This window comes from Pseudomonas sp. BLCC-B112, from assembly GCF_028550695.1.
Lineage (GTDB): Bacteria > Pseudomonadota > Gammaproteobacteria > Pseudomonadales > Pseudomonadaceae > Aquipseudomonas > Aquipseudomonas danubii.
Map to the genome: position 1 here is coordinate 531052 of NZ_JAQQGK010000005.1, position 22567 is coordinate 553618.

General features: G+C 61.8%; 20 protein-coding genes and 1 pseudogene. 8 read left to right on the plus strand and 13 right to left on the minus strand.

What is annotated here, in order from left to right:
* Nucleotides 1–33 precede the first annotated feature (33 nt).
* From lpdA to PQT43_RS16335, 8 genes are read right to left on the minus strand one after another with little or no spacing between them, the layout of a single operon-like run.
* Nucleotides 34–1488: a dihydrolipoyl dehydrogenase gene (gene lpdA / locus PQT43_RS16300; RefSeq protein WP_170001987.1), complete on the minus strand. Its 1455-nt coding sequence runs from the start codon at nt 1486–1488 to the stop codon at nt 34–36.
* The gene (locus PQT43_RS16305; protein ID WP_170001985.1) at nt 1485–2411 is read right to left on the minus strand and encodes an alpha/beta hydrolase; all 927 of its coding nucleotides are present in this window, start codon (nt 2409–2411) and stop codon (nt 1485–1487) included. The genes lpdA and PQT43_RS16305 overlap by 4 nt, the downstream gene beginning before the upstream one ends.
* Nucleotides 2412–2447: 36 nt before the next feature.
* Nucleotides 2448–2645, minus strand: coding sequence for a rubredoxin (locus tag PQT43_RS16310; RefSeq protein ID WP_102862648.1), 198 nt, complete (start codon nt 2643–2645; stop codon nt 2448–2450).
* A 37-nt stretch (nt 2646–2682) separates the two neighbouring features.
* Nucleotides 2683–4662, minus strand: a complete 1980-nt coding sequence (locus PQT43_RS16315; RefSeq protein ID WP_102882188.1) for an alpha/beta fold hydrolase — start codon at nt 4660–4662, stop codon at nt 2683–2685.
* An 18-nt stretch (nt 4663–4680) separates the two neighbouring features.
* The gene (locus PQT43_RS16320) at nt 4681–5001 is read right to left on the minus strand and encodes an acyl carrier protein (RefSeq protein WP_102862646.1); all 321 of its coding nucleotides are present in this window, start codon (nt 4999–5001) and stop codon (nt 4681–4683) included.
* A gap of 51 nt (nt 5002–5052) precedes the next feature.
* Nucleotides 5053–6009, minus strand: a complete 957-nt coding sequence (locus PQT43_RS16325; RefSeq protein ID WP_272754303.1) for an acyl-CoA desaturase — start codon at nt 6007–6009, stop codon at nt 5053–5055.
* 31 nt (nt 6010–6040) lie between these two features.
* Nucleotides 6041–6949 (minus strand): acyl-CoA desaturase, encoded by a 909-nt coding sequence (locus PQT43_RS16330; protein WP_102882189.1) that lies wholly within the window; start codon nt 6947–6949, stop codon nt 6041–6043.
* Nucleotides 6946–8724, minus strand: a complete 1779-nt coding sequence (locus PQT43_RS16335; protein WP_272754304.1) for a fatty acyl-AMP ligase — start codon at nt 8722–8724, stop codon at nt 6946–6948. Before PQT43_RS16335 ends, PQT43_RS16330 begins: the two co-directional genes overlap by 4 nt.
* 385 nt (nt 8725–9109) lie before the next feature.
* Between PQT43_RS16335 and PQT43_RS16340 the strand changes: the two genes are divergently transcribed.
* Nucleotides 9110–10156 carry a GlxA family transcriptional regulator gene (locus PQT43_RS16340; protein ID WP_272754305.1) on the plus strand — a complete coding sequence of 349 codons (1047 nt, stop codon included), beginning with the start codon at nt 9110–9112 and terminating at the stop codon, nt 10154–10156.
* A gap of 19 nt (nt 10157–10175) precedes the next feature.
* Here the strand turns inward: PQT43_RS16340 and PQT43_RS16345 are convergent, their stop codons facing one another.
* Nucleotides 10176–11771, minus strand: coding sequence for a DHA2 family efflux MFS transporter permease subunit (locus PQT43_RS16345; protein ID WP_102882191.1), 1596 nt, complete (start codon nt 11769–11771; stop codon nt 10176–10178).
* Nucleotides 11772–11848: 77 nt separating this feature from the next.
* Between PQT43_RS16345 and PQT43_RS16350 the strand changes: the two genes are divergently transcribed.
* A complete protein-coding gene (locus PQT43_RS16350; RefSeq protein WP_267269220.1) occupies nt 11849–13048 on the plus strand; it encodes an HlyD family secretion protein in 1200 nt (399 codons plus the stop codon).
* A 105-nt stretch (nt 13049–13153) separates the two neighbouring features.
* Here the strand turns inward: PQT43_RS16350 and mgrA are convergent, their stop codons facing one another.
* Nucleotides 13154–14191 (minus strand): L-glyceraldehyde 3-phosphate reductase, encoded by a 1038-nt coding sequence (mgrA, locus tag PQT43_RS16355; RefSeq protein ID WP_102862639.1) that lies wholly within the window; start codon nt 14189–14191, stop codon nt 13154–13156.
* A 901-nt stretch (nt 14192–15092) separates the two neighbouring features.
* Entirely contained in the window at nt 15093–15251 is a 159-nt protein-coding gene (locus tag PQT43_RS16360; protein WP_272754306.1) for a hypothetical protein, read from the minus strand.
* Between the two features lie 170 nt (nt 15252–15421).
* On the opposite strand from PQT43_RS16360, the pseudogene PQT43_RS16370 reads away from it, so the two are divergent.
* Nucleotides 15422–15769, plus strand: a pseudogene (locus PQT43_RS16370) (SDR family oxidoreductase); the annotation flags it as partial.
* A gap of 85 nt (nt 15770–15854) precedes the next feature.
* The gene (locus PQT43_RS16375; protein WP_110595310.1) at nt 15855–16112 is read left to right on the plus strand and encodes a hypothetical protein; all 258 of its coding nucleotides are present in this window, start codon (nt 15855–15857) and stop codon (nt 16110–16112) included.
* 9 nt (nt 16113–16121) lie between these two features.
* Here the strand turns inward: PQT43_RS16375 and betT are convergent, their stop codons facing one another.
* Entirely contained in the window at nt 16122–18083 is a 1962-nt protein-coding gene (gene betT / locus PQT43_RS16380; RefSeq protein ID WP_170002611.1) for a choline transporter BetT, read from the minus strand.
* A 237-nt stretch (nt 18084–18320) separates the two neighbouring features.
* Between betT and PQT43_RS16385 the strand changes: the two genes are divergently transcribed.
* Nucleotides 18321–18446: a hypothetical protein gene (locus PQT43_RS16385; protein WP_272754307.1), complete on the plus strand. Its 126-nt coding sequence runs from the start codon at nt 18321–18323 to the stop codon at nt 18444–18446.
* A 228-nt stretch (nt 18447–18674) separates the two neighbouring features.
* Here the strand turns inward: PQT43_RS16385 and epsC are convergent, their stop codons facing one another.
* Nucleotides 18675–19601, minus strand: coding sequence for a serine O-acetyltransferase EpsC (gene epsC / locus PQT43_RS16390; protein ID WP_102862636.1), 927 nt, complete (start codon nt 19599–19601; stop codon nt 18675–18677).
* A gap of 189 nt (nt 19602–19790) precedes the next feature.
* On the opposite strand from epsC, the gene PQT43_RS16395 reads away from it, so the two are divergent.
* The 3 genes from PQT43_RS16395 to tcyL all read left to right on the plus strand — a co-directional run bounded on the left by PQT43_RS16395 (nt 19791) and on the right by tcyL (nt 22567).
* Nucleotides 19791–20786: a D-cysteine desulfhydrase gene (locus PQT43_RS16395; protein ID WP_265074033.1), complete on the plus strand. Its 996-nt coding sequence runs from the start codon at nt 19791–19793 to the stop codon at nt 20784–20786.
* Between the two features lie 318 nt (nt 20787–21104).
* Entirely contained in the window at nt 21105–21902 is a 798-nt protein-coding gene (tcyJ, locus tag PQT43_RS16400) for a cystine ABC transporter substrate-binding protein (protein WP_102882197.1), read from the plus strand.
* The gene (tcyL, locus tag PQT43_RS16405) at nt 21902–22567 is read left to right on the plus strand and encodes a cystine ABC transporter permease (RefSeq protein WP_092318582.1); all 666 of its coding nucleotides are present in this window, start codon (nt 21902–21904) and stop codon (nt 22565–22567) included. The genes tcyJ and tcyL overlap by 1 nt, the downstream gene beginning before the upstream one ends.

The following is a 22567-nucleotide window of genomic DNA, read 5'->3' on the forward strand; positions in this document are numbered from 1 at the left end:
CCCCGCTGAATGAGCGACGCCGGGGACAGCGGGCTATTTGACGCTGGAGGGAGCTTTCTTCTTGCGATTGCCGATATGAATCGCCTGGCCATTCACCGACAAGGCAGCTTCATGCAGGGCTTCGGACAGGGTCGGGTGGGAGAACACCATCATTCCCAGGTCTTCAGCGCTGGTGCCAAACTCCATGCCGATCGCGCCTTCCTGGACCAGTTCCGCAGCGCCCGGGCCGATCACATGCACCCCAAGTACCCGGTCGGTGCTGGCATCGGCAATGACCTTGACCAACCCGGCGGTGTCGTTGGCCGCCATGGCCCGGCTGCTGGCGGAGAACGGGAAGGTGCCGATGTTCAGCTCGATGCCCTGGGCCTTGAGGGCCTGTTCGGTCTGGCCAACCCAGGCGATTTCCGGGTGGGTGTAGATCACTGACGGGATCAGCTCGTAATTGAGCGGATGGTGATGCCCGGCAAGGCTCTCGGCCACCATCACCCCCTCCTCCGACGCCTTGTGCGCCAGCATCGGGCCGCGCACCACGTCGCCAATGGCGAACACCCCAGGCACGCTGGTCAGGCACTGGCCATCGACATGAATAAAGCCGCGCTCGTCCAACTGCACACCGCTGTCGGCGGCCAGCAGATCGGTGGTCAGGGGCCGACGACCCACGGCGACAATCAGGCGGTCGAAGGTCTGCTGCTTGTCCTCGCCGCCCTCGCTGAGGCTGACCTTGACGCTGTCGCCTTGCACTTCGGACGCCGTCACCCGGGCCCCCAGGCGGATATCCAGGCCTTGCTTGCCAAAGATCTTCTGCGCCTCCTTGGCGATCTGCACGTCCACTGCCGGCAGGAAGCTGTCGAGGGCTTCGAGCACCGTCACTTCGGCGCCCAGGCGGGCCCAGACCGAGCCCAGTTCCAGGCCGATGACGCCGGCGCCGATCACCCCGAGGCGCTTGGGCACGTGGGTGAATTCCAGGGCTCCGGTGGAGTCGACGATCACCTTGTCGGTCAGCGGTGCGGCGGCGATGTCGATGGGGCGGGAGCCGGGGGCGAGGATGATGCTGGGGGCACTGATGCGCTGGGTGCTGCCGTCGGCCGCGGTGACTTCCACTTCCTTGTTGGCCAGCAACTTGCCGTGACCTTCCAGCAGGGCCACGCCATTGGCCTTGAACAACGAGGCGATGCCGCCGTTGAAATTGCGCACCACGTTGTCCTTGCGCGCCAGCATGGCCGGCACATCCATCTGCGGATTGCGGATGCCAATGCCGTGCACTTCAAAACCGTTGCGCGCCTCGTAATAGTGATGAGAGCTGTCCAGCAATGCCTTGGAAGGAATGCAGCCCACATTGAGGCAGGTGCCACCCAGGGCGGTCTTGCCGTCCTTGCCCTTGTAGCGCTCGATACAGACCGTCTTCAATCCCAGCTGCGCCGCCCGGATCGCCGCGACATAGCCGCCAGGACCCGCGCCGATCACGATCACATCGTATTGTTCACTCATAGATTGCCGTCCTTTGCACAGACAAACTCGACCACAGCTCCCATGGTCGCCCTGTCCTTGAGAATTTTCAGGTGGCCAAGCCCGCGGGTTTGCAGGACTTGCCGGTGACGCAAGCCTTCAGCGAAGGATTGCAGGTCATCTGCCGGGACTTCCTGATCCTGCTGGTCATGCACCAGCAGCACCGGGATATCCACCTGGTGGCCATAACGACTGACCGCCAGGCTGCGCATGTCCTTCTGATAGCGTTGCTCAACCAGAAGTTGCATGCGTTGTCTGACGTCATCGTTGATCCACAGAAATGCCGCAAAACGCCGAACGACGTTTTCGATGTCGGCCGGCGCAGCCACCAGCACCGCCCGCTCGAAGCCCTTGCCGACCGGGGTGCTCAAGGCATACCCGGCGGCAGCCCCGCCCAGGGAGTGCCCGATCACCGTGTCGAACGGCCCCAGCTGTTGCTGCACCTGATCCAGCATGCTGACGAAGGTCGGCAGCGACGCTTGCCGACCGCCGCTGCCGCCATGGCCGATGCAGTCGAAGGACAGCACTTCACAGCCCTCCTCCAGCAACAGCGGAATCAGGTACTGCCACTGGGTACTGGCGCCACTCCAGCCATGCACCAGCACCACCCGGCGCCGGACCTGCTGCGGGGTCCAGCGGAAACAACGCAGCCGCCCTTCCTCGGTTTCCAGGTCCTGCACCGTGGCGCTGGGCAGCGTCAGCGGAAAATGCTGGCGCAGCCGTTGTGGCGTGGTGAACAGCTTCAGCGCTCGCGTTGCAGCACGCCGAGGGAGCAGCCGCGACTCCATCCAGAAGCTGCAACGCAGCAGCCCCAGAACCCCGTTGTAAATGCCCTTGAAGAGCATTTTCTTGAAGCTGCTACGCCGGCCCTTGGCGGGTGCCGACGCTTGCTCTTGGGTCGCCATCTTGCTTCCTCATCGACTACAGGGTTCAGCGCTGGATTACAGCTTCACCATGTTGAAATCCAACTTGCTCACGCCGCATTCCGGACAGGTCCAGTCTTCGGCAATGTCATCCCAGGCAGTGCCCGGAGGCACCCCCGAATCGGGATCGCCCAGCCGTTGATCGTAGATCCAGCCGCAGATCAGGCACATCCACAGGCCGGACTCGGTCACGGCGCTTTCAGCATAGGTCGTCATGGGTGGTTAACCATCGTCAAAAGGTTGTGCGTTGTGCTCATGCGCTGGCCTGAGCCACTTCGGCCACCTTGATGTTCTGTACAAGGAACTGCGCCACCTGCTCCAGCACCGCGGCATCGGAGAGAATGCGCACATGGCCGAGCCCGGACACTGGCTCCAGCTTCGCCCAAGGCATCAGCGTGGTGATCTGCTGCGCTTCGCAGAACGGCACGATCGGGTCGTTGAGGTCGTGCAGCACCAGGGTCGGCAACTGCAGGCCGTTGCCCAGGGCCGGGATGTCCCAGTGCTGGACCGGCACGCCGTTGCGCTTCCACAGTTCACGGTGCATGGCCTGGACCACCGCCGGCTTGAGCTTGAGGTAACCGTTGGCCCAGCGCTGGATCACCACCGGCAGGTTGGCCGGCGAGCCCAGCAGGCACAGGGCCTTGATCCGGTGGGTCTCGGCCAGCTCCGCCAGGGCCCCGGTGGCGGCGATACCGCCCAGGGAGTGGGCGACGATTCCCACCACGTCACCCAGGGCGACGATGGCTGCTTTCACCGCGTCCTTGAACTCGGTCATGGTGCTCAAGGAGCCCGGCGAGATGCCGTGGGCCGGTGCATCGAAGGTCGCGACCTTGAAGCCTTGGCGCTGCAGGACGCGAGTGAAGGAGTACAGGCTGCGACTGTCTGCGCCCCAGCCATGGACCAGGAGGATGGTCTGGTCGCCCGTGCCCCATTGATAGCCGTGAGGAACGCCGGCGATGCCCTTGATATGGAAACGCTGGGCGCCCAGGGGGCTCATTTCCTTGTCGGGTTGCTTGATGTATTCCCGGGTGTAGCCGAACAGATCCGTGGCCTTGGCACCGGCGCTGTCCACCGAGAGCGACCCCAGAATGCCCATGTAGCTGCGCAGCAGCTGCTGCTTCAGGGTCAGAGGACTGTTGGCCGCCTTGGCGCCCGGCGTGTTCTGCCCCTCGGCGGCCTGGGCCGGCCGGTCAAAGGACTCATAGAAGCCATTGACCGGGTCGTACAGGTGACAGTTGCGCGCCACGTGCCAGACATCCTGCACGGTCATGGGTTTTTCCCTGACCATCCCTGGGAAGGCGCTCTTCAACGCTGCCTGGGCTTCGGGCAGGTTGTAGTGGGGAATGATCGGCGCCACGTGGTGCGCGGTGTGCACCGAAATGTAGTGGGTCAGGAACAGCAGCCACTTGGGGTACATGTAGTCAGTGGTCAGCAGCAGTCGGCTGCTGTTGAAGCTCCAGTGCTCCTTGGTCAGGAACGGAGTCTCATCGCTGATGTGGTGCATCATGGTGGTCAGGCTGAACCAGGCATGGGTCGCCAGCCACGGGGCAACGAAGTACAGGAACAGCCCGGTGAAGCCGGTGAAGTACACCAGGGTCGGCAGGTAGATCAGCGCAGCCACCACCATGAACAGGATCGAACGACGCACTTCGTTGCGCGCTTCGAGCTTGTGGAACATGGACGGACGGAAGCCCGAGTGGCGCTGGTAGTTGACCGTGCCCAGCCAGAACAGCCAGGTGCGGGTGCTGCTGTAGACCAGCTTGTCCCACCAGGGCATGGCGTCGTACTGCACGCGCAGTACCGGGCGCCAGTCGACGTCCATTTCCAGGTTGTTGGTGTTGGCGTGGTGCATGTTGTGCATGTGGCGCCAGCCGTGGAACGGGTAGAGCAACGGCAGCAAGGCGATATGCCCGAGAATGTGGTTGAAGCTGCGATTGCGCGAGAACGAGTTGTGCCCGCAATCGTGGGCCACACAGAACAGGCCCCAGCCGCCCAGGCCCGCCACCAACCACAGCGGCAGGTAGAACATCCAGTGCACGTGGGCGACCGCCACTATCGCACCGATGTAGAGCATGTAGCTGACGACGAAGCTGAGCATCCCGCGCCAGACCCGAGGCTGATACAGGTGCTTGGGGATTGCGTCCGTCAGGCGCAGGCCTTCGATCTCCTGTGAGCGTCGAAGCAGGTCATTGAATTTATCGTTTTTTTGCGAAGGCATCTGTGCAATGGCCATGGCCAAGCTCCTGCGAAGTCAAACTTCGGATGTGGTCAGTTCGTTGGCCAGGTATTTGGACAAGTCATCGATGCTGGAGTATTCGAACAGCAAGGCCGGGGACAGGCGCTGCTCCATGAACTTCTCCAGGTCGCCCGCCACCTTCACCGCCACCAGCGAGTCAAGGCCGTAGGACTCGAAGCTGCGGGCAGTATCGACCTGGGACGGATCGATCTTCAGCAGCGTGCCCATCTTCTGCACCAGCCAATGCTTGATGCTCTCTTCGTTGAGTTCGACCGCCGCCTGTTTTTTCTCCGAGAAGCTCAGAGTGCTCAGCAAATTGGAAATGAAGTTGGACATAGGATCTTCCTTGATGAGTAGGGTGGTTTACAGATCAGACGATCCCGTTGTTCAGGATGCGGCCTGACGCTTACGGACTTTGTCGATCATTGCCTGGGACGGTGAACGCAGGTCTGAGACCAGTCTCAGCTTGCCCATTAACGCCAGTGTCCAGCCCGACAAGTCGGGCTCCCACCAATGCACTCCATGCCGGTACCAGGCAGGGAATGCGTGGTGATTGTTTTGCAGCCCCTCGCCAAAGGTGAGGAACGCGACAATCCAGTTGTTGGTGCTCTGGTCGTGGGTCACGAACGGCCGGGCGCCATAGCGGTGGCAGATGGAGCCCACGCACCAGGCCGCCTGGTTGGCCACGAAGATCCGCGCCAGGCCGCCGAAGATCAGGCCGCTCCAGGCACCGGACCAGCTCTGGGTGACCAGGCCGCCGATGATCCCCGGCAACACCACGCCCAGGGCGACCCAGAACAGGTAGGTCTGGTTGTAGAAGAACAGCCGACGGTCACGCAGGATGTCGGGGGCAAAGAAGTTCCAGCTCGACATGTCCGGCGCCAGCATCCACGGCATGTGCGCATGCCACAGGCCCTTGGCGCGCTCCAGGCGGCTCTGGCCCATGAGATTGGGCGAATGCGGATCACCGTGCTGGTCGCTGTAGGTGTGATGCCGGCGATGGGTGGTGACCCAGAACAGGATCGGCCCCTGGGCCGCCATGGAGCCGGCGATCAGCATCAGGCTGCTCATCAGACGCGAGGTCTTGAACGCGCGATGGGCCAGGTAGCGGTGATAGCCCATGGAGACGCCGAACATCTGGATCGCGTAGAACAACCCGAAGAGGATGAAGTCCAGGGCGTGCACCTGACCGGTGACCCACAAGCGGATCGCCTCGAAGGCACCGAACAGGGGCACCAGCATCACCGCCAGCGCAATGCGGGCCTTGGTTCTGGCGGCTGCCGGACTCAGCTGCGCGACACCGCTGATCTCTGGAGTCGCCGTGGTTGTGAGGATCTCGTCCATGAATAGCTTCCTGTGAGGTAAGGACCGGCAATCAGCTTTCTGTAGGTTCTGCAGCAACCGGCGCACCAGGACGCTTCACGTCCCAAGCCAGGCCGCACAAGGCCAGCAACTCGATGAACCAGCCACCGATATCCAGCTGCCAGGGCTTGAGCCCGGCGTGGGCCAGCGCCGGAAAGGCGTGGTGGTTGTTGTGCCAACCGCCACCGACCGTTGGAATCGCCAGCCAGAACACGTTGCGGCTGGTGTCCCGGGTCGGGTGGTCACGGCCACCGACCCGATGGGCGAAGGAGTTGATGCACCAGGTGGCGTGGTCCACCAGAAAGATCCGCACAAAGCCGCCCCACAGCAGGCCACTCAGGGCGCCTTCCCAACTGCGGGTAATCAACCCGCACACCAGGGTCGGAAGCAGCAGGCCGAGGATGATCCACAGGTAGTAGCGCTGGTTGATCTGCATGATCAGCCGGTCGCGAATCAGGTCGGGAACGAACTGGCTCCAGTTCTGCTTTCTCAGGCTGAACAGCCAGCCCAGGTGGGCGTGCCACCAGCCTTGGATATTGCCGACAAAGCCTTCCTTGAGCGGACGCGGCGAGTGCGGGTCGCCTTCCTTGTCGGTGAAGGCGTGATGCTGGCGGTGGGTGGCCGCCCAGAACAGGATCGGGCCCTGGGCTGCCATCGAACCGGCGATACCGAAAAACGCGGTGACCACCGGGCCGGCCTTGAACGCATGGTGGGAAAAGAAGCGGTGCATCCCCACTTCCACCCCCAGGGCGGTCAGCAGGTACATGCTGGCCAGTGCACCAAACTCCAGCCAGCCAATGCCCTGCTGCCAGGCCAGGACCAGTGCGACCAGGGTGCCCACTGCCGGCACACCGACGGTCAGCCAGGCCAGTTGACGCTCGCGATGACCGGTACGGTCGATATGAGGATTCATGGCCGTCATGACAGAGCATCCGTAGGGGTTTTAAGAGGTTGTGCCGTGGCCGCTGCGGCCGAACGTCCGGCGCCGTAGCGCGCCAGGCTGTCGTTGAGCAGGGCCTGCCGAGTGGCCTGACGCTGGACCTTGCCGCTGGTGGTCAGCGGGATGCCGCCCATGGGCGCCAGATGAATACGCGCCGGGGACACGCCAAACTGGCTGACCAGGGTGCTGGTGATCAGCTGGCGCAGTTGTTCCTGCTGGGCTTCGTCGAGTTTTTCGCTGCGCTTGATCTCGACCACGATCGCCAACTGCTCCTGCTGGCCGTTATCCACGCCCACCGCCACGCAACCATTGCTGCGGATGCGCGGGTCCGCGCTCTCGACCGCCAGTTCCAGGTCCTGGGGATACAGGTTGCGACCGGCAATGATGATCAGATCCTTGAGGCGGCCGGTGACAAACAGCTCATCCCGATACAAGGCCCCCAGGTCGCCAGTGCGCATGAAATGTCCGTCGACGCCCGGCAACTGGGCGCGGAACACTTGCTCGCTCAGCGCCTCCTTGCCCCAGTAACCAGCACCCACGTTATCGCCCTGGACCCAGATCTCGCCGATCTGGCCGTCGGCGACCGGCTGCAGGCTGACGGGATCGACAATCGCCAGGCGCAAGCCCGGGGCCACCCGCCCGCTGCTGACCAATGGCAAGGCGAACCCATCTTCGGCGTCGACAATGGCCAAGGTTCCGATGGCGAGCTGGTCCCGATCCACCTGGGTATTGAATGCCGGTTGGTCATGGGGTTTGCCCGAGACCAGCACCGTCGCCTCGGCCAGTCCATAGCAGGGGCCCAGGGCCGCAGGGTTGAAGCCGGCGGCAGCGAAGCGCTCGGAGAAGCGCGCCAGGGTGCTTTGCCGGACCGGTTCGGCCCCACAGTAGATGGCCTTGAGCTTGCTCAGGTCGAGGGCTGCCAGCTCGTCATCGGTAATGTTTTCAACACACAGATCAAAGGCGAAGTTCGGCGCGATGGTGACGTCGGCGCCATACCTGGACACCGCATCCAGCCAGCGCAATGGCCGCTGGACAAAATGCCCGGGGCTGATGAGCACAGTCGGAAAGGCGTCGTAGATCGGCTGCAATATGCCGCCCATCAGGCCCATGTCGTGATAGGGCGGCAGCCAGCTGCAACCCACGCGATCCTGGGCCTTGCCCATCCACTGGCTGGCGCTGCGGCAATTGCTGTAGAGGTTGGCGTGGGTCAGCATCACGCCCTTGGGTGCGGAGGTAGAACCCGAGGTGTATTGCAGCAGGGCCAATTGACCGGGGGTCACAGCCTGCGCCTGCCAAGAGGCATTCTCCGTGGCCAGCTCTTGCGGATCGACCCATTGCGGCGCGGGTACATCATCCTGCAACAAGGCGTTGACCCGTTCCTGGGAGCGCATGAAACGCGAGCTGGTCAGCACGATTTGCGGATGGGCGTCGGCGCAGATCAACGCCAGGCGCTCCAGGCCTCGGGTCCCCACTGGCGGGAAAGCGGGAATCGCCACCGCACCGGCCAGGAACAGACCGAACAGGGAAACGATGTAGTCGATACCGGTCTCGAACAGCATCAGCACCCGTTTTCCCCGGGGCTCGAAAATCTGCAGCGCCGCGGCCAATCGTTGACTACGCTGCCACAGTTCGGCGTAGCTGATGGCCGCCTCCTCTTGCTCGCCATCGAGCAAGTGGATAAAGGCGGTTGCATCAGGTTGAAGCCAGGCGCGATAAGCCAGTACTTCGGTAACCGAACTTAAACATTCGATTCCCAAGGTGCCGGCCAGCGACAAATCATCAACTGCTAAGTGCGCTGAGAAGGTCTGATTAACATCATTTAGATAATCACGAGGCACGGCGTAGTTCATTCAAAATCCTTTTTAAATGGAGAGCCATATATTGACCTAATGGTCGTTTATTATTTTCAGCACTAAGGAACCGAACAAACACCCCTAACGAGGGGAGCTCTTACTAGGCAGTAGACAAGATGTCATTTTATTGACAGGGCGAAGCATTCACTTAATGAATGCCTATTTTCTTATATGTCCCACTGGGAATAGCGTGGGCAGAGAAAGTTAGATTTGGACGCGTTGAGAAGTCTGCCACCAGCTTGTATATTTTGCTAATGCACAAATGGACACTTACAGGGAGAAAATGGACATGGATGTGCTCACGTTGATCGCGCTGGAAGGAGCCATGGGGTCAAGTGTGGCGATCACCTTGGATGTGCTGCGTACTGCCAACCAGATCGCCGAAGTCATGGGACGCCCCACCATTACCTGGAAGATCATCGGCAGCAGTGAATCCGTACGAATGCGCAATGGCATGCGCCTGGATGCACTGCCACTGGACAGCGCCCAGACCATTGAAGGCAACATGCTGGTCATCCCCGGGCTGGGGCTGGAAAACACCCAGGAGCTGGATTTCTTTGGCTGTCGCCGGGAAAAGCGGCAGCCGGGCCTCAGTCAGTCCACCGAGCTCATTGCCCGGCTCGGGCACAACGACATCCACAAGCTGAGCAAGCTGGTGCAAGAACACCACCTGCGCGGGCGACAGACTGCGGCGTCCTGCTCGGCGGTTTTCGTCCTGGGGGAGGCAGGGATTCTCGAGGGCCGCACCGTCACCACCCACTGGCAACTGTACGAGACCTTCAAGCAGCGTTATCCCGAGGCGATACTCGACACAAAGCGCATGCTTATTCATGACGGAAATATGATTACTGCTGGCGCAGGCATGTCGCAAATGGATCTGATGCTTTATGTACTGCGCAATAAGATGGGTAATCAAATTGCCGAGCTGACCATGCGCTATCTGCTGATAGATGGTCGGCCTGCGCAATATCACTACATGGCCCTATCCAACTTACAAACAGAAAATCGCGAAGTGCTGATGCTGGAAAAGTTCATCGAGGACTGCCTGCCCAACGTTCCTCCATTGAGCACCATTGCCGAGCACTTGCGCATCACCGAGAAGACCTTATCGCGCAGAATCCGTAGCGCCACGGGTAAGCCGCCCATGGCCTTCATTCAGAAAGTTCGCCTGCAACATGTTCAAAGCTTATTGGAAACTACCAACATGAGCATTGAAGAAGTTGCCTTCAAAGTAGGCTATTCCGACGCGACGGCACTACGTCGATTGATGTGGAAAAACATGGGCTGCACGCCGAGCCAGTTGCGCAAGGCCAGGTCCGGCCCGCCGATCATCTGATCAGCGCGCACTGGAGCCATCACTTGTCATCCTCGGCCGTGCCTGGCGCAGCCGGGGGAACCTTGCACAGCGGCACCAGCAGCAGCGCCACCACGAACATCATCGCCATCAGGCGGAATACATCGCCAAACGCCAGGGTCAAGGCTTCACGCCCCACCAATCTGCCAAGAATGCCCTGGGCCATGAGGAATGCGTGGCTGGAGTCAGGCGTATCGGCGGCGATCTTCAGGGCCAACTGCCCCATCAGTTCCTGGGCCGCAACCGCCTTGGCACCCAAGGATTCCGACAGACGCAGCCCCTGGGTTCGGGCGTCGTCCTGCAGCCAGGTGTTGACCGTTGCAATGCCAATGGCGCCCCCCAGGTTGCGCATCAGGTTGAACAGGCCGGAGGCCTGACGCAATTCCACGCCCTGGAATGAACTCAAGGCCATGTTCACACTGGGAACGATGCAGAGCATCAGGAACAGGCCGCGGGCAACTTGAGGAACCAGCAGCTCATCGAATCCCCAGTTGGACGTGACCCGGGAGGTCAGCCACAAGCTCAGCGCCAGGCCCAGAAAGCCCACCGAAATGATCAAGCGTCGATCAACCTTCTCCGAAGCCCGGGCGGCAATGATCGTACTCACCAGTTGCCCGATTCCCACGACGAAAACGGTGGTGCCGATTTCCAGGCTGTCGAAACCCCGCACTCGTCCGAGAAACACCGGGACCAGATAAGTCGAGGAATACAGGCCAAAGCCAATCACCAGGTTCAACAGGCAGGCGATGGAAAAGGTCCGATCGCGAAAGGGCACCAACGACACAATCGGGTTATTCGAATACAGCGAACGCTCGATAAACAAACCAAAGGAGACAATGGAAACCCAGGCGGCAATGACAATCCCGCTATCGCTGAACCAGTCCTTGCGCGGCCCCTCTTCCAGCACGTACTCGAAGCATCCCAGTGCCAGGGCCATGGCCACGAAGTGCAGCCAGTCGATCCGCCGCAACATCGACAGATCGGGGCGATCCACATCGATCAGCAGCGCCGCACCAATGCAGATCAGCAGCCCCGGCAGCACGTTGATAAAGAAGATCCAGCGCCAGTCCAGATAGAAGGTCACCAGCCCGCCCACCGTGGGGCCCAGCGTCGGCGCCAGCACCGCTGTCATGCCGAGGATGGCCGGGACCATCGCCCGCTGCTTGCCCTCGAATAGCACGAAACCCACGGCAAACACCGTAGGCACCATGGCCCCGCCGGCGAAGCCTTGCAGGGCCCGCAATACAATCATCGATTCGATGTTCCAGGCCATCCCGCAGCCAATGCTGAACAAGGTAAAAAATGCCGCACTGACAGAGAACAGCCAGCGGGTGGAAATCGCCTGGGCGAGGAATGCCGAGAAGGGAATCATGATCAGTTCGGCGATCAGATAGGCGGTCTGCACCCAGCTCACTTCATCAGGGCCGGCACTGAGTCCGGCCTGCACATCGTTCAGGGATGCCGCCACGATCTGGATATCGATCAACGCCATGAACATGCCAAAGGCCATGATGGTGAAGACCAGAAACTTGCGTCGGGTGGACTGTTGACCAGGCTGGGCGCCCGCGTCAGGGAGGTCGGATACGCTTGTCGTCACGGTAGGTACTTCCCTGTAGTATTGCGACCGCCATATTAATATTATGATCGTAATTCAAAACAGCATGGAGCTTCAACATGGAGCAGAGCACCCAGACTCAGAACGCCATCCTGCAAGCCACGCAAGAGACGGAAAAGCCGCGCAAGCGCTCCAAACGGCCTCTGATCGCTGGTGCCATTGCCATGACCTTGGTGGCGGTCGGAGTGGCCTGGGTGCTGATGGCGCCTTCAACTGAAGCCACCGACGACGCCTACATCGCCGCCGATGCCACCTCCGTCGCACCACGGGTTCATGGCCTGGTGACCGAAGTCCTGGTCAAGGACCACCAGACTGTGACGGCCGGACAGCCCCTGGTGCGCATCAACAGCGAAGAGTTCGATAGCCGAGTCGCCCTGGCCGAAGGCGATCTCGCCGACAATCAAGCCCAGGTCGCCCTGGCTGAAGCAGCCCTGACGATCCAGGATGCCGAACAGCGCCTGGCCAACGCTCGGGTGCTGGCGGCGCGCACCTCAATCCGCACCAACCAGGCCGAGTCCAAGCGCGCAGGGGCGGAACGTAACCGTTTCGACACCCTGGTCACTACCGGTGCTGTGGCGCGCAACGAAGTCGAGAAATACAGCACTCAGGCGATCTCGGCAGAGCAAGGTCTCGCCTATGCCCAAGCCATGCTGCAAGTGGCGGAAAACGACCTTGCTGTCACTTCAGCCCAACGCGAACGCTTGCAGGCGCAGCTGCAAATGGCCAAGGCCAAGGTGGTGACGGCGAAAGCCCGACTGGAGCTGGCGCAACAGGACCTGCGACACACCACTGTCTATGCGCCGATGGATGGCACCGTGGGCAATCGGCAGATTCAAGTGGGGGACTATGTGCAACCGGGCTCACGCCTGCTGACCCTGGTGCCGCTGCATGACCTTTATGTATTGGCCAACTTCAAGGAAACCCAGACTCAGCACATGTACCCGGGCCAATCCACCCGTATCAAGATCGATGCCTTGCCGGGCGTGAGTATCGTCGGCACCGTGGAAAGCCTGGCGCCGGGTTCAGGTTCGACCTTCGCCCTGCTGCCCTTTGAACCGGGAACCGGCAACTTCACCAAGATCGTGCAGCGGGTGCCGGTGCGCATTCGCTTCAACGCCGACCAACCGGGCCTCGAGCGCCTGCGGCCGGGTCTGTCGGTGACCGCCAAAGTCGATCTGGGAGACTCCCAGGAACGCGCAGTGGCCAGCACCCAGACCTCGCTGAAAGTCAGCACCAACACAGCCGCCCCGGCGCACTGACAGGGCCGGCAGCAGCTTCGCCCAGCGCCCCGCTCCAGGCGCCCAGACAGCCCCCGACAGATAACTCTGTTAAGGGCTGTTTGCTCAATGCAGATCCTGAAGGACCTACTCTGCCGTCGATGGCCTTTCCCACAGGTTGATCCGCCCCTCTTTGGCGAAATGATCGATTTCCGCCAGCTCCTCTACGGTAAAACTCAAGTTCTGCAACGCCCCGACATTCTCGATGATCTGCTCCGGTCGGCTCGCGCCAATCAGCGCCGAGGTCACCCGCGGGTCGCGCAGGGTCCACGCCAGGGCCAACTGCGCCAGGCTCTGGCCGCGATTCCTGGCGATCTCGTTGAGGGCCCGCACATGGGCGATATTGGCCTCGGACAAATGAGCGGCCTGCAACGAACCACCGCCCGGACGATTGACTCGCGCATCCTCGGGAATGCCATTGAGGTATTTGTCGGTTAGCAGCCCCTGGGCCAGCGGCGTAAAGGCGATGACCCCGACCCCAAGCTCGTCGGTGGTATCCAGCAAGTCCTTCTCCACCCAGCGGTTGAGCATGTTGTAGGCCGGCTGATGGATCAGCAACGGCACCTTCCACTCCTTGAGCAGCGCGGCGATTTCCCGGGTTTTCACCCCGGAGTAGGAAGAAATGCCGATGTACAGCGCCTTGCCCTGCTGCACCGCGCTGGCCAGGGCGCTGGCGGTTTCCTCCAGCGGGGTATCCGGGTCGAAACGATGGGAATAAAAGATATCCACATAGTCCAGGCCCAGGCGCTGCAGGCTCTGGTCCAGGCTGGCCAGCACATACTTGCGCGAGCCTCCGCCCTGGCCGTAAGGCCCTGGCCACATGTCCCAACCGGCCTTGCTGGAGATGATCAACTCATCGCGATAGGCCTTGAAGTCTTCCCGCAGCAGCCGGCCGAAATTGATCTCGGCACTGCCATAGGGCGGGCCATAGTTATTGGCCAGGTCGAAGTGATTGATGCCCAGGTCGAAAGCCGTGCGCAGCAAGGCGCGTTGGGTATCGATGGGCGTGCTGTCGCCAAAGTTGTGCCAAAGCCCCAGGGACAGCGCCGGCAGCACCAGGCCACTGCGTCCGACACGGCGATAGGGAATGGAGTCGTAGCGATTTTCGGCAGCTAGATAAGTCATCGAATCCTCTTTGGGTTGGGGTCAATCTGGAAGGGTTAACCTCGGCACACACATTGCCGGCCTTACTCACCGGCACACCACCGTGGGTACGGCCCTTCATACTCTGCTCTGAACAATCCACGCCACTGCAGTTCCGGAATCTCCTGCGCCGCAAAATCCTGCAACCCTGCCGGACGATGCGATACCCACTGCCGGAGGACTCAAATTTTTCCCGGGCACGACGCTTACGGTCAGCCATGACAACGAGCGTGCCAGGCATGATTTTCATGGATTACATACTAAATTCGTACTACCCGAGACACCCTTTCAGGTCGACGTAAAAGTCCTGGGCGCAGGCCAGGGAGGACCGCACAGTGAACACCACCTCAGCGGTTTGCACCGCCAGATCGCGCCCGCTCTCGAAGACCCGAGCTGGACAATCAGGGGATAACCCTGGGATGGCCGCGTCACATTCAACGGCCCTTTGATTGGGAAGATTGCCGCGAAACTGTCCAGTAAATGCGGTAACTGCAGGTTATCGTACTGACCACTCATCTTATCCCGGACACAGGCATCGCCCTGCCAATTGCCGCAAAGCCCGGTCACTAACTGATAGAACTCCGACACCCGACGATGAGGTGCGACATGTTGCTCACGACCTAAATTCGCGCGTCGACGGCATTGTCGGAGTTCACCCGATCCACCCCTTCCGCCCCCCTGAAAGAAGGACCTTCAGACCACTATACGTACTACGTATCACGGTACGTTATAGTTCTTAGCACTAGTGGCAATACGCCCCGTTCGCTCGATCACGGCCGCCAAGGCCCAGCGCACAACCAAGGGTTCGAAGAAGGTGGAGCGGGCCATGCGCTCGGCAATGGAGTCTGTGGCGCTTGCCAGGCTGTCGGCGACACACAGCGCATCAAAGCGACATGGCTCCGGCGATCTGCGCCAGTTCTTTATAGACCGCAAAACCCAGTCTTGCCTGGGCCGGCATATACGCATGACGCCAGGCAGCAAGGTGCTGACCGACAGCCATAAGGCAGGTCCCGAACTTGTTATGGCGGGGGGAACTGAGCACGGATGACTCCATGCTCATGCTGCAAAAGGGACAACCCCAAAGCTCGCCGTAGGAGCCGGTCGAAGCGCTCCGAGCTCGTCCAGGCTGCGCGGCTCACCGTGATGCGCCAAATAGCTCGGGCTGGCGCAGGTCACCTGTTGCAGATTCGCCACCCGTCGGGGGCAATCAGCGAGGGCGGCCGCATCGCCAACTTTTCCAGCAGCACCGCAGGCCTCAACCTGCCGGGCTATGCGCCGTACATCGCCAGCAAGGCCGCGGTGGAATCCCTGGCCCAGGTGTTCGCCAAGGAACTGCGCGGACGCCAGATCACGCTCAATGCCGTAGCGCCAGGGCCGGTGGCTAGCGAGCTGTTCGTAAAGGGCTAGAGCGAGGAACAAATGGCGAGTTTCGCCAAGATGCCGCCCCAGGAGCGCCTCGGCCAGCCGGAGGATATCGCCAACATCATCAGCTTCCTGGCAAGCCCGGCGGCGGCCTGGGTCAACGGACAGATTCTGCAGGCCAATGGCGGGCGGGTTTGACGCCTATGCTCGAAACACAAGCCCGTAAATCCATTCACCGGCAAGCGGTACGCCGCCTGGCCGCTCCTGCGAGGAGATGCCCATCATGCACACCACCATCATCATCACCTTCGGCCTGATCCTGCTGGCGCTGGTGCTGTTTATTGGCGAACGACTGGGCTTTGCCCGACAGACCTTGGGCTATGGATTTACTGGGTTGTGGCTGGCGTTGACGGTGATCAACGGCGCGGTGGGGATGGTCACCGCCCATCAGCCCCTGAGATCGGAACTGATGGTCGGCAGCCTGGTGTTTGCCGTGCCAGTGCTGGCCCTGGTGCTCTACTTGCTGTTCACCAGGGCCTGAGCGTCTGGCTTAGCGCACCAGATGCAGGAACTGCATGTGGCGTTCGTACTGGTCGAGGATGTCGTTGATGATCTGCTCCTTGGTGTAACCCATCAGATCGTAATCCTGACTGCCCTCGGCCAGATGCACCTCGGCCCGGTAGTAACGGCGGTTGCGCAGCTCTTTGGGGCCCATGCCACCACGGGCGAAGGACGGGGTGAAGTACCCACGCATCTGCACCTGATAGATGAACGGATGCTGGTCGCCATGGCCGATTTCCAGGCTCACGCTGTCGTTGGCCGGGTCGGGCTGGGTCACCACGTTCAGGCCTTTCTCGACGAATACCGCGGTCACCTCTTCAATGGCCGGGCGCACCGTCTGATCAAGGAAGCGATACACCTCGTCCCGGGACGGGAAGTGCACCGCCTGGCTCAGGCGCTGGCGCCAGCCGCCCTTGCCGCGTCGCGAAGGCGCCACCGGGGCCAGGGAGTGCAGTTGGGCGATGCGCCGCTGCGATTCCAGGTAGAACGCCTTGTGCAGCCCCCACATCATCAACAGCAGAATCAGCGAGAACGGCAGCGAGGTCAGCACCACCGCCGACTTCAGCGAGTCGATGCTGCCAGCGAACAGCAACGCGCTGGTGACCAGCGCGGTCATCGCGCCCCAGAACACCCGCAGCCATTTCGGCCCGTCTTCATCGGCGTTGCCGCCCTTGGCCGACAGGGTCGAGAGCACCACGGTGCCGGAGTCCGCCGAGGTGACGAAGAACACGAAGCTGATGAACACCGTGACCGCGATCACGGTCTTGCTCCAGGGGTAGGTTTCCAGCAGCAGGTAGAGGGTCATCGACGGGTTGTCGATGGCCGACAGGCCCAGGGCGCTCATGCCGTGGTTGAGCACCTGGTCGATGGCGCTGTTACCGAAGATCGACATCCACGCCAGGGTGAAGCCCAGGGGAATCAGCAGCACGCCAAAGACGAACTCACGAATGGTCCGGCCCCGGGAAATCCGTGCGATGAACAGCCCCACGAAGGGCGACCAGGCAATCCACCAGGCCCAGTAGAACACCGTCCAACCGCCCAGCCAGTCGCTGGGCTTGTTGTAGGCGTAAACGTCGAAACTCTTGGTCGGCAAGGCGCCCAGGTAGTCCCCCAGGTTCTGGATCAGGGTGTTGAGCAGGTGCTGGGTTGGGCCGGCGAACAGCACGAACAGCAGCAGCGCCACCGCCAGCAGCATGTTGATGTCGGACATCACCCGCACGCCCTTGTCGACTCCCGACACCGCAACAATGATCGCCGCGCCCATCATCAAGGTGATCAGGCCGACCTGAATCCACTGGGTGTGAGCGATGCCGAACAGGTAGTCGAGGCCGGAGTTCAGGTGCAGCACACCAAAGCCCATGTCGGCACCCAGGCCGAACACCGTAGCGATGATGCCGAAGCCGTCCACCGCATAGCCGATGGGGCCGTTGATGCGCTTGCCGATCAGCGGATACAGCGCCGAACGCAGGGCCAGCGGCAGGTTATGCCGGTAGGCAAAGTAGGCCAGGGCCATGCCGACGAAGGCGAACACCCCCCAGCCGTGCAGGCCCCAGTGCAGGAACAGCAACTGCATGCCCTGACGCGCCGCCTCGGCAGTGCCGGCCTCACCCTGGGGCGGTTGCAGCATGTGGGTCAGGGGCTCGGAGACGCAGAAGAAGAACAGGGTGATGCTGATCCCGGCGGCGAACAGCATGCCGGCCCAGGACAGGTAACTGAACTCGGGTTCGTCGTGGTCGGCACCGAGCTTGATCTTGCCGTAGCCGGACAAGGCGGTGACCACCACGAAGACCAGGTACAGGGTCATCGCCAGCATGTAGTACCAGCCGACCGTGTTGGCCGCCCAGTTTTGCGCCGCCAGGAGCCAGGCGCCGGCCTGCTCGGGCATGGAAATCACCACCACGCCGAAGATCAGGATAAAGCTCGCGGCGAAGTAGAACACCGGAGGGTTCATGCGAATCAGAGTATTCGCGGAGCTGGATGGCGCACTCATGAAGGGTGCACCTCGAAGGGATGAAACACGGCTGAAATGTACGGACTCAGCAAAGGCAAGCCTCCTGTTGTGAGCGGGCAGCGAACCACCGGTTTAACTTGAACGAGCGTTCAAGTTAAACATGGATAGGCGGTCGAGGACTAATCGCAGGGCTCAGCGGTACTGTTCAGTACGCTAGCTCAGGGAAGGGTATGACGTATGTCGGACGCAATCGTTCAGCAGAAAAAACGCTGCCCGCACGCGGTGCCGGTGCCGCTGCCGCTGCCGCTGCCGCTGCCGCAGGCTGCGCGGGGTTTGGGCGGCACACCGGCGCGGCGAGATTGAAGCCGCTGAAATTCGGCGGCTCATCGACAAGCAAGGTCCTGCGGACCTTTTCGCAGCCTCGCAGGCTCGGCAGCGGCTACAAGAAGCCGCTGCAGCGGGAGGCATGGGCGCCTCTGTAGCCGCTGCCGCAGGCTGCGCCAGGCACCGCAGGGGCCTCGGCGGTGGTGGAATCGCCGGCGAGCCTGCGGCTCGTTCGCCGCCTTCGGCAGCGGCTACAGAAGGCCTGTCCTACTTTTGCGAGCCGTCATCGTGCTGCAGGTTGGCCTGGGTCAGGTTGCAACCGGCCGGCACGCTGCGGGTCAGCCAGACGTTGCCGCCAATGGTCGAACCCTTGCCGATGGTGATGCGCCCCAGGATGGTCGCGCCGGCATAGATCACCACGTCGTCCTCGACGATCGGGTGACGCGGGTGACCCTTCTGCAACTGGCCGTCTTCGTCCGCCGGGAAGCGCTTGGCCCCCAGGGTCACCGCCTGGTAGATGCGCACCCGCTCGCCGATGATCGCGGTCTCGCCGATCACCACACCCGTGCCGTGATCGATGAAGAAGCTGCGGCCGATCTGCGCCCCGGGGTGAATGTCGATGCCGGTGGCCGAGTGGGCGATTTCCGAACTGATCCGCGCCAGTAATGGCAGGCCGGCGCGATACAGATGATGCGCCAGACGGTGGTGAATCACCGCCAGGATGCCGGGGTAGCACAGCAGCACTTCATCCACGCTACGGGCCGCCGGATCACCGTGGTAGGCCGCCAGCACGTCGGTGTCCAGTAACACCCGCAGGCCGGGCAGGGCCAGGGCGAAGTCCTGGATCAGGCGAATCGCCTTGGCGTTGACCTCGGCGTCCGCCTCACCGTTCTGCCGGGCCACATAACGCAGTTCAAGACGCGCCTGGGCCAGCAAGGCATTGAGCGCCGCGTCCAGGGTGTGGCCGACGTAAAAGTCTTCACTCTCTTCGCGCAAATCCACCGGCCCCAGGCGCATGGGGAACAGCGCACCGCACAGGGCTTCAAGGATCTCTGCCATGGCCGCTCGCGACGGCAGTTCGCGCCCGCCCTGCTCACCACTGACCCGACCGTTGCGGCTACGCCACTGATCACGGGCATCACGCAGTTGGCCAACGATGGTCTGCAATTGCCAATGGCTGGAACGCTCGCTCACGATAAGACTCCTTACTCGGGCGGCCGGACAATCGGGCCGCGCAAACGGCGATCACTTTACGCCCCACCAGGGCGAGGTTTAAGAACTAATTGTTCGGCTCACAGCACTTTTTCGCATAAGCGATTGACGGTTGCCCGGGCAAATATCGCTGCCTATAGTCCCTGCACCTTCCCTGTTCCGTGCGGACTCATGATCAAACAACAGCTTGCCCGCTTTAATCGTCTGGACCTGCTCGGGTCTACCACCGCCTTGGAAAAACTCGAACGCCTGTCGGCCTGGATCGGGCGCGATATCTACGTCAAACGCGACGACACCACGCCTCTGGCCATGGGCGGCAACAAGCTGCGCAAGCTCGAATACCTGGCCGCCGACGCCCTGGCCCAGGGCGCCGACACCCTGATCACCGCCGGGGCCATCCAGTCCAACCACGTGCGCCAGACCGCCGCCCTGGCCGCCAAGCTGGGGCTGGGTTGCGTGGCCCTGCTGGAAAACCCCATCGGCACCGAAGACCCCAACTACCTGGGCAACGGCAACCGCCTGCTGCTGGATCTATTCGACGCCAAGGTCGAGTTGGTGGAGAACCTCGACCAGGCCGATGAACAGTTGCACGCCCTGGCCGCGCGCCTGCGCAGCAACGGCAAGACCCCCTACCTGGTGCCCATCGGCGGCTCCAATGCCCTGGGTGCCCTGGGTTACGTGCGGGCCGGCCTGGAGCTGGCGCAGCAGATCGAAGACAGCGGCCTGGAATTCGCCGCGGTGGTGCTGGCCTCCGGCAGCGCCGGCACCCACAGCGGCCTGGCCCTGGCCTTGAGCGAAGTGCTGCCACAGTTGCCGGTGATCGGCGTGACCGTCTCGCGCAGCGACGAGGATCAGCGGCCCAAGGTCCAGGGCCTGGCCGAACGCACCGCCGAACTGCTGGGGGTGAACCTGCCGGCGGCGTTCAACGTGCAACTGTGGGACGAATACTTCGCCCCTCGCTACGGCGAACCCAATGCCGGCACCCTGGCCGCGGTCAAGTTGCTGGCCAGCCAGGAAGGCCTGTTACTCGACCCGGTGTACACCGGCAAAGCCATGGCCGGCCTGCTGGACGGCGTCGGTCGCCAGCGTTTCAACGATGGCCCGATCATCTTCCTGCACACCGGTGGCGCCCCGGCCCTGTTCGCCTACCCCGGCGCCTTCGCGTAGGAAGTGAAGTTTTGTCTAGGAGCCGGCTTGCCGGCGAAGAGGCCCGTAAGCCTTGCGCCGTCCTCGACGGCGCCTTCGCTGGCAAGCCAGTTCCTACGAGGGAGGAGATTGCTCGTGGACAACCAAACAAAAAAGAATAACAAAGTGAATTTATATTATTTTTAAAACTATAAACGCCGCTTTATAGTCGCGCCGCAGGCTGATTTGCCCAAAGACGCATACGCTGCATTAAGGCAGGATAAAGCGTCACGCTCGGCTCACCGATTGGCCTGCATCTCCCACCGGCATCGTGCATAAGAAAACTCACAGGGGCTTGTCATGAATTTTTCCGTACTGCGTCGCAATCTGCTGATCGGCACACTGGGCCTGGCCCTCGGTGCCGGACTGATGGGACAAGCGGTTGCCGGCGAGCAACTGCAGAAAATCAAGGATGCGGGAGTGATCAACGTTGGCCTGGAAGGCACGTATCCACCTTTCAGCTTCGTCGACGAAAACGGCAAGCTGGCCGGCTTCGAAGTGGAGTTCTCCGAAGCCCTGGCGAACAAGCTCGGGGTCAAGGTCAAGCTGCAACCAACCAAGTGGGACGGCATCCTCGCGGCCCTGGAATCCAAGCGCCTGGACGCGGTGATCAACCAGGTGACCATCTCTGAAGAGCGCAAGAAAAAATACGATTTCTCCACCCCCTACACCGTCTCCGGGATCCAGGCCCTGACCCAGAAAAAGGATGACGGCAAGTTCAAGACCGCTGCCGACCTGGGTGGCCACAAGGTCGGCGTGGGCCTGGGCACCAACTACGAGCAATGGCTCAAGGACAACGTCCCGACCGCCATCATCAAGACCTACGACGATGACCCGACCAAGTACCAGGACCTGCGCGTAGGCCGTATCGACGCCATCCTGGTGGACCGTCTGGCCGCCTTCGAGCTGATCAAGAAAACCAAGGACACCCTGGTGGTCTCCGGCGAACCCTTCTCCCGCCAGGAAGCCGGTGTGGCCCTGCGCAAAGGCGAACCCGAGCTGCTGGCCGCGGTGAACAAGGCCATCGAGGAACTGCGGGCCGATGGCACGCTGAAAAAACTCTCGGAGAAATACTTCAACGCTGACGTCACCCAATAATGGAAGCAGGTCTGCAACTGGCGCTGGATTCAGCGCCATTTCTCCTCAAGGGCGCGTATTACACGGTCATCCTCAGCCTCGGCGGCATGTTTTTCGGACTGCTGCTGGGCTTTGGCCTGGCCTTGATGCGGCTGTCGCGCTTCAAGCTGGTGAGCTGGATTGCCCGGGTCTACGTGTCGTTCTTTCGCGGCACGCCGCTGTTGGTGCAGCTGTTCGTGATCTATTACGGCCTGCCGCAACTGGGGCTGGAACTGGACCCGTTGCCCGCCGCGCTGATCGGCTTTTCCCTGAACATGGCGGCCTACGCCTGTGAAATCCTCAGGGCCGCCATCGGCTCCATCGAACGCGGTCAATGGGAAGCCGCCGCCAGCATCGGCATGACCCGCGCCCAGACCCTGCGCCGGGCGATCCTGCCGCAAGCCATGCGCACCGCCCTGCCGCCGCTGGGCAACAGCTTCATCTCCCTGGTCAAGGACACGGCCCTGGCCGCCACCATCCAGGTGCCGGAACTGTTCCGCCAGGCGCAGCTGATCACCGCCCGCACCTTCGAAATTTTCACCATGTATCTTGCCGCCGCGCTGATCTACTGGATTCTCGCCAGCGTGCTCGCGCACCTGCAGAACCGTCTGGAACAGCGGGTCAATCGGCACGACCAGGAGTCTTGA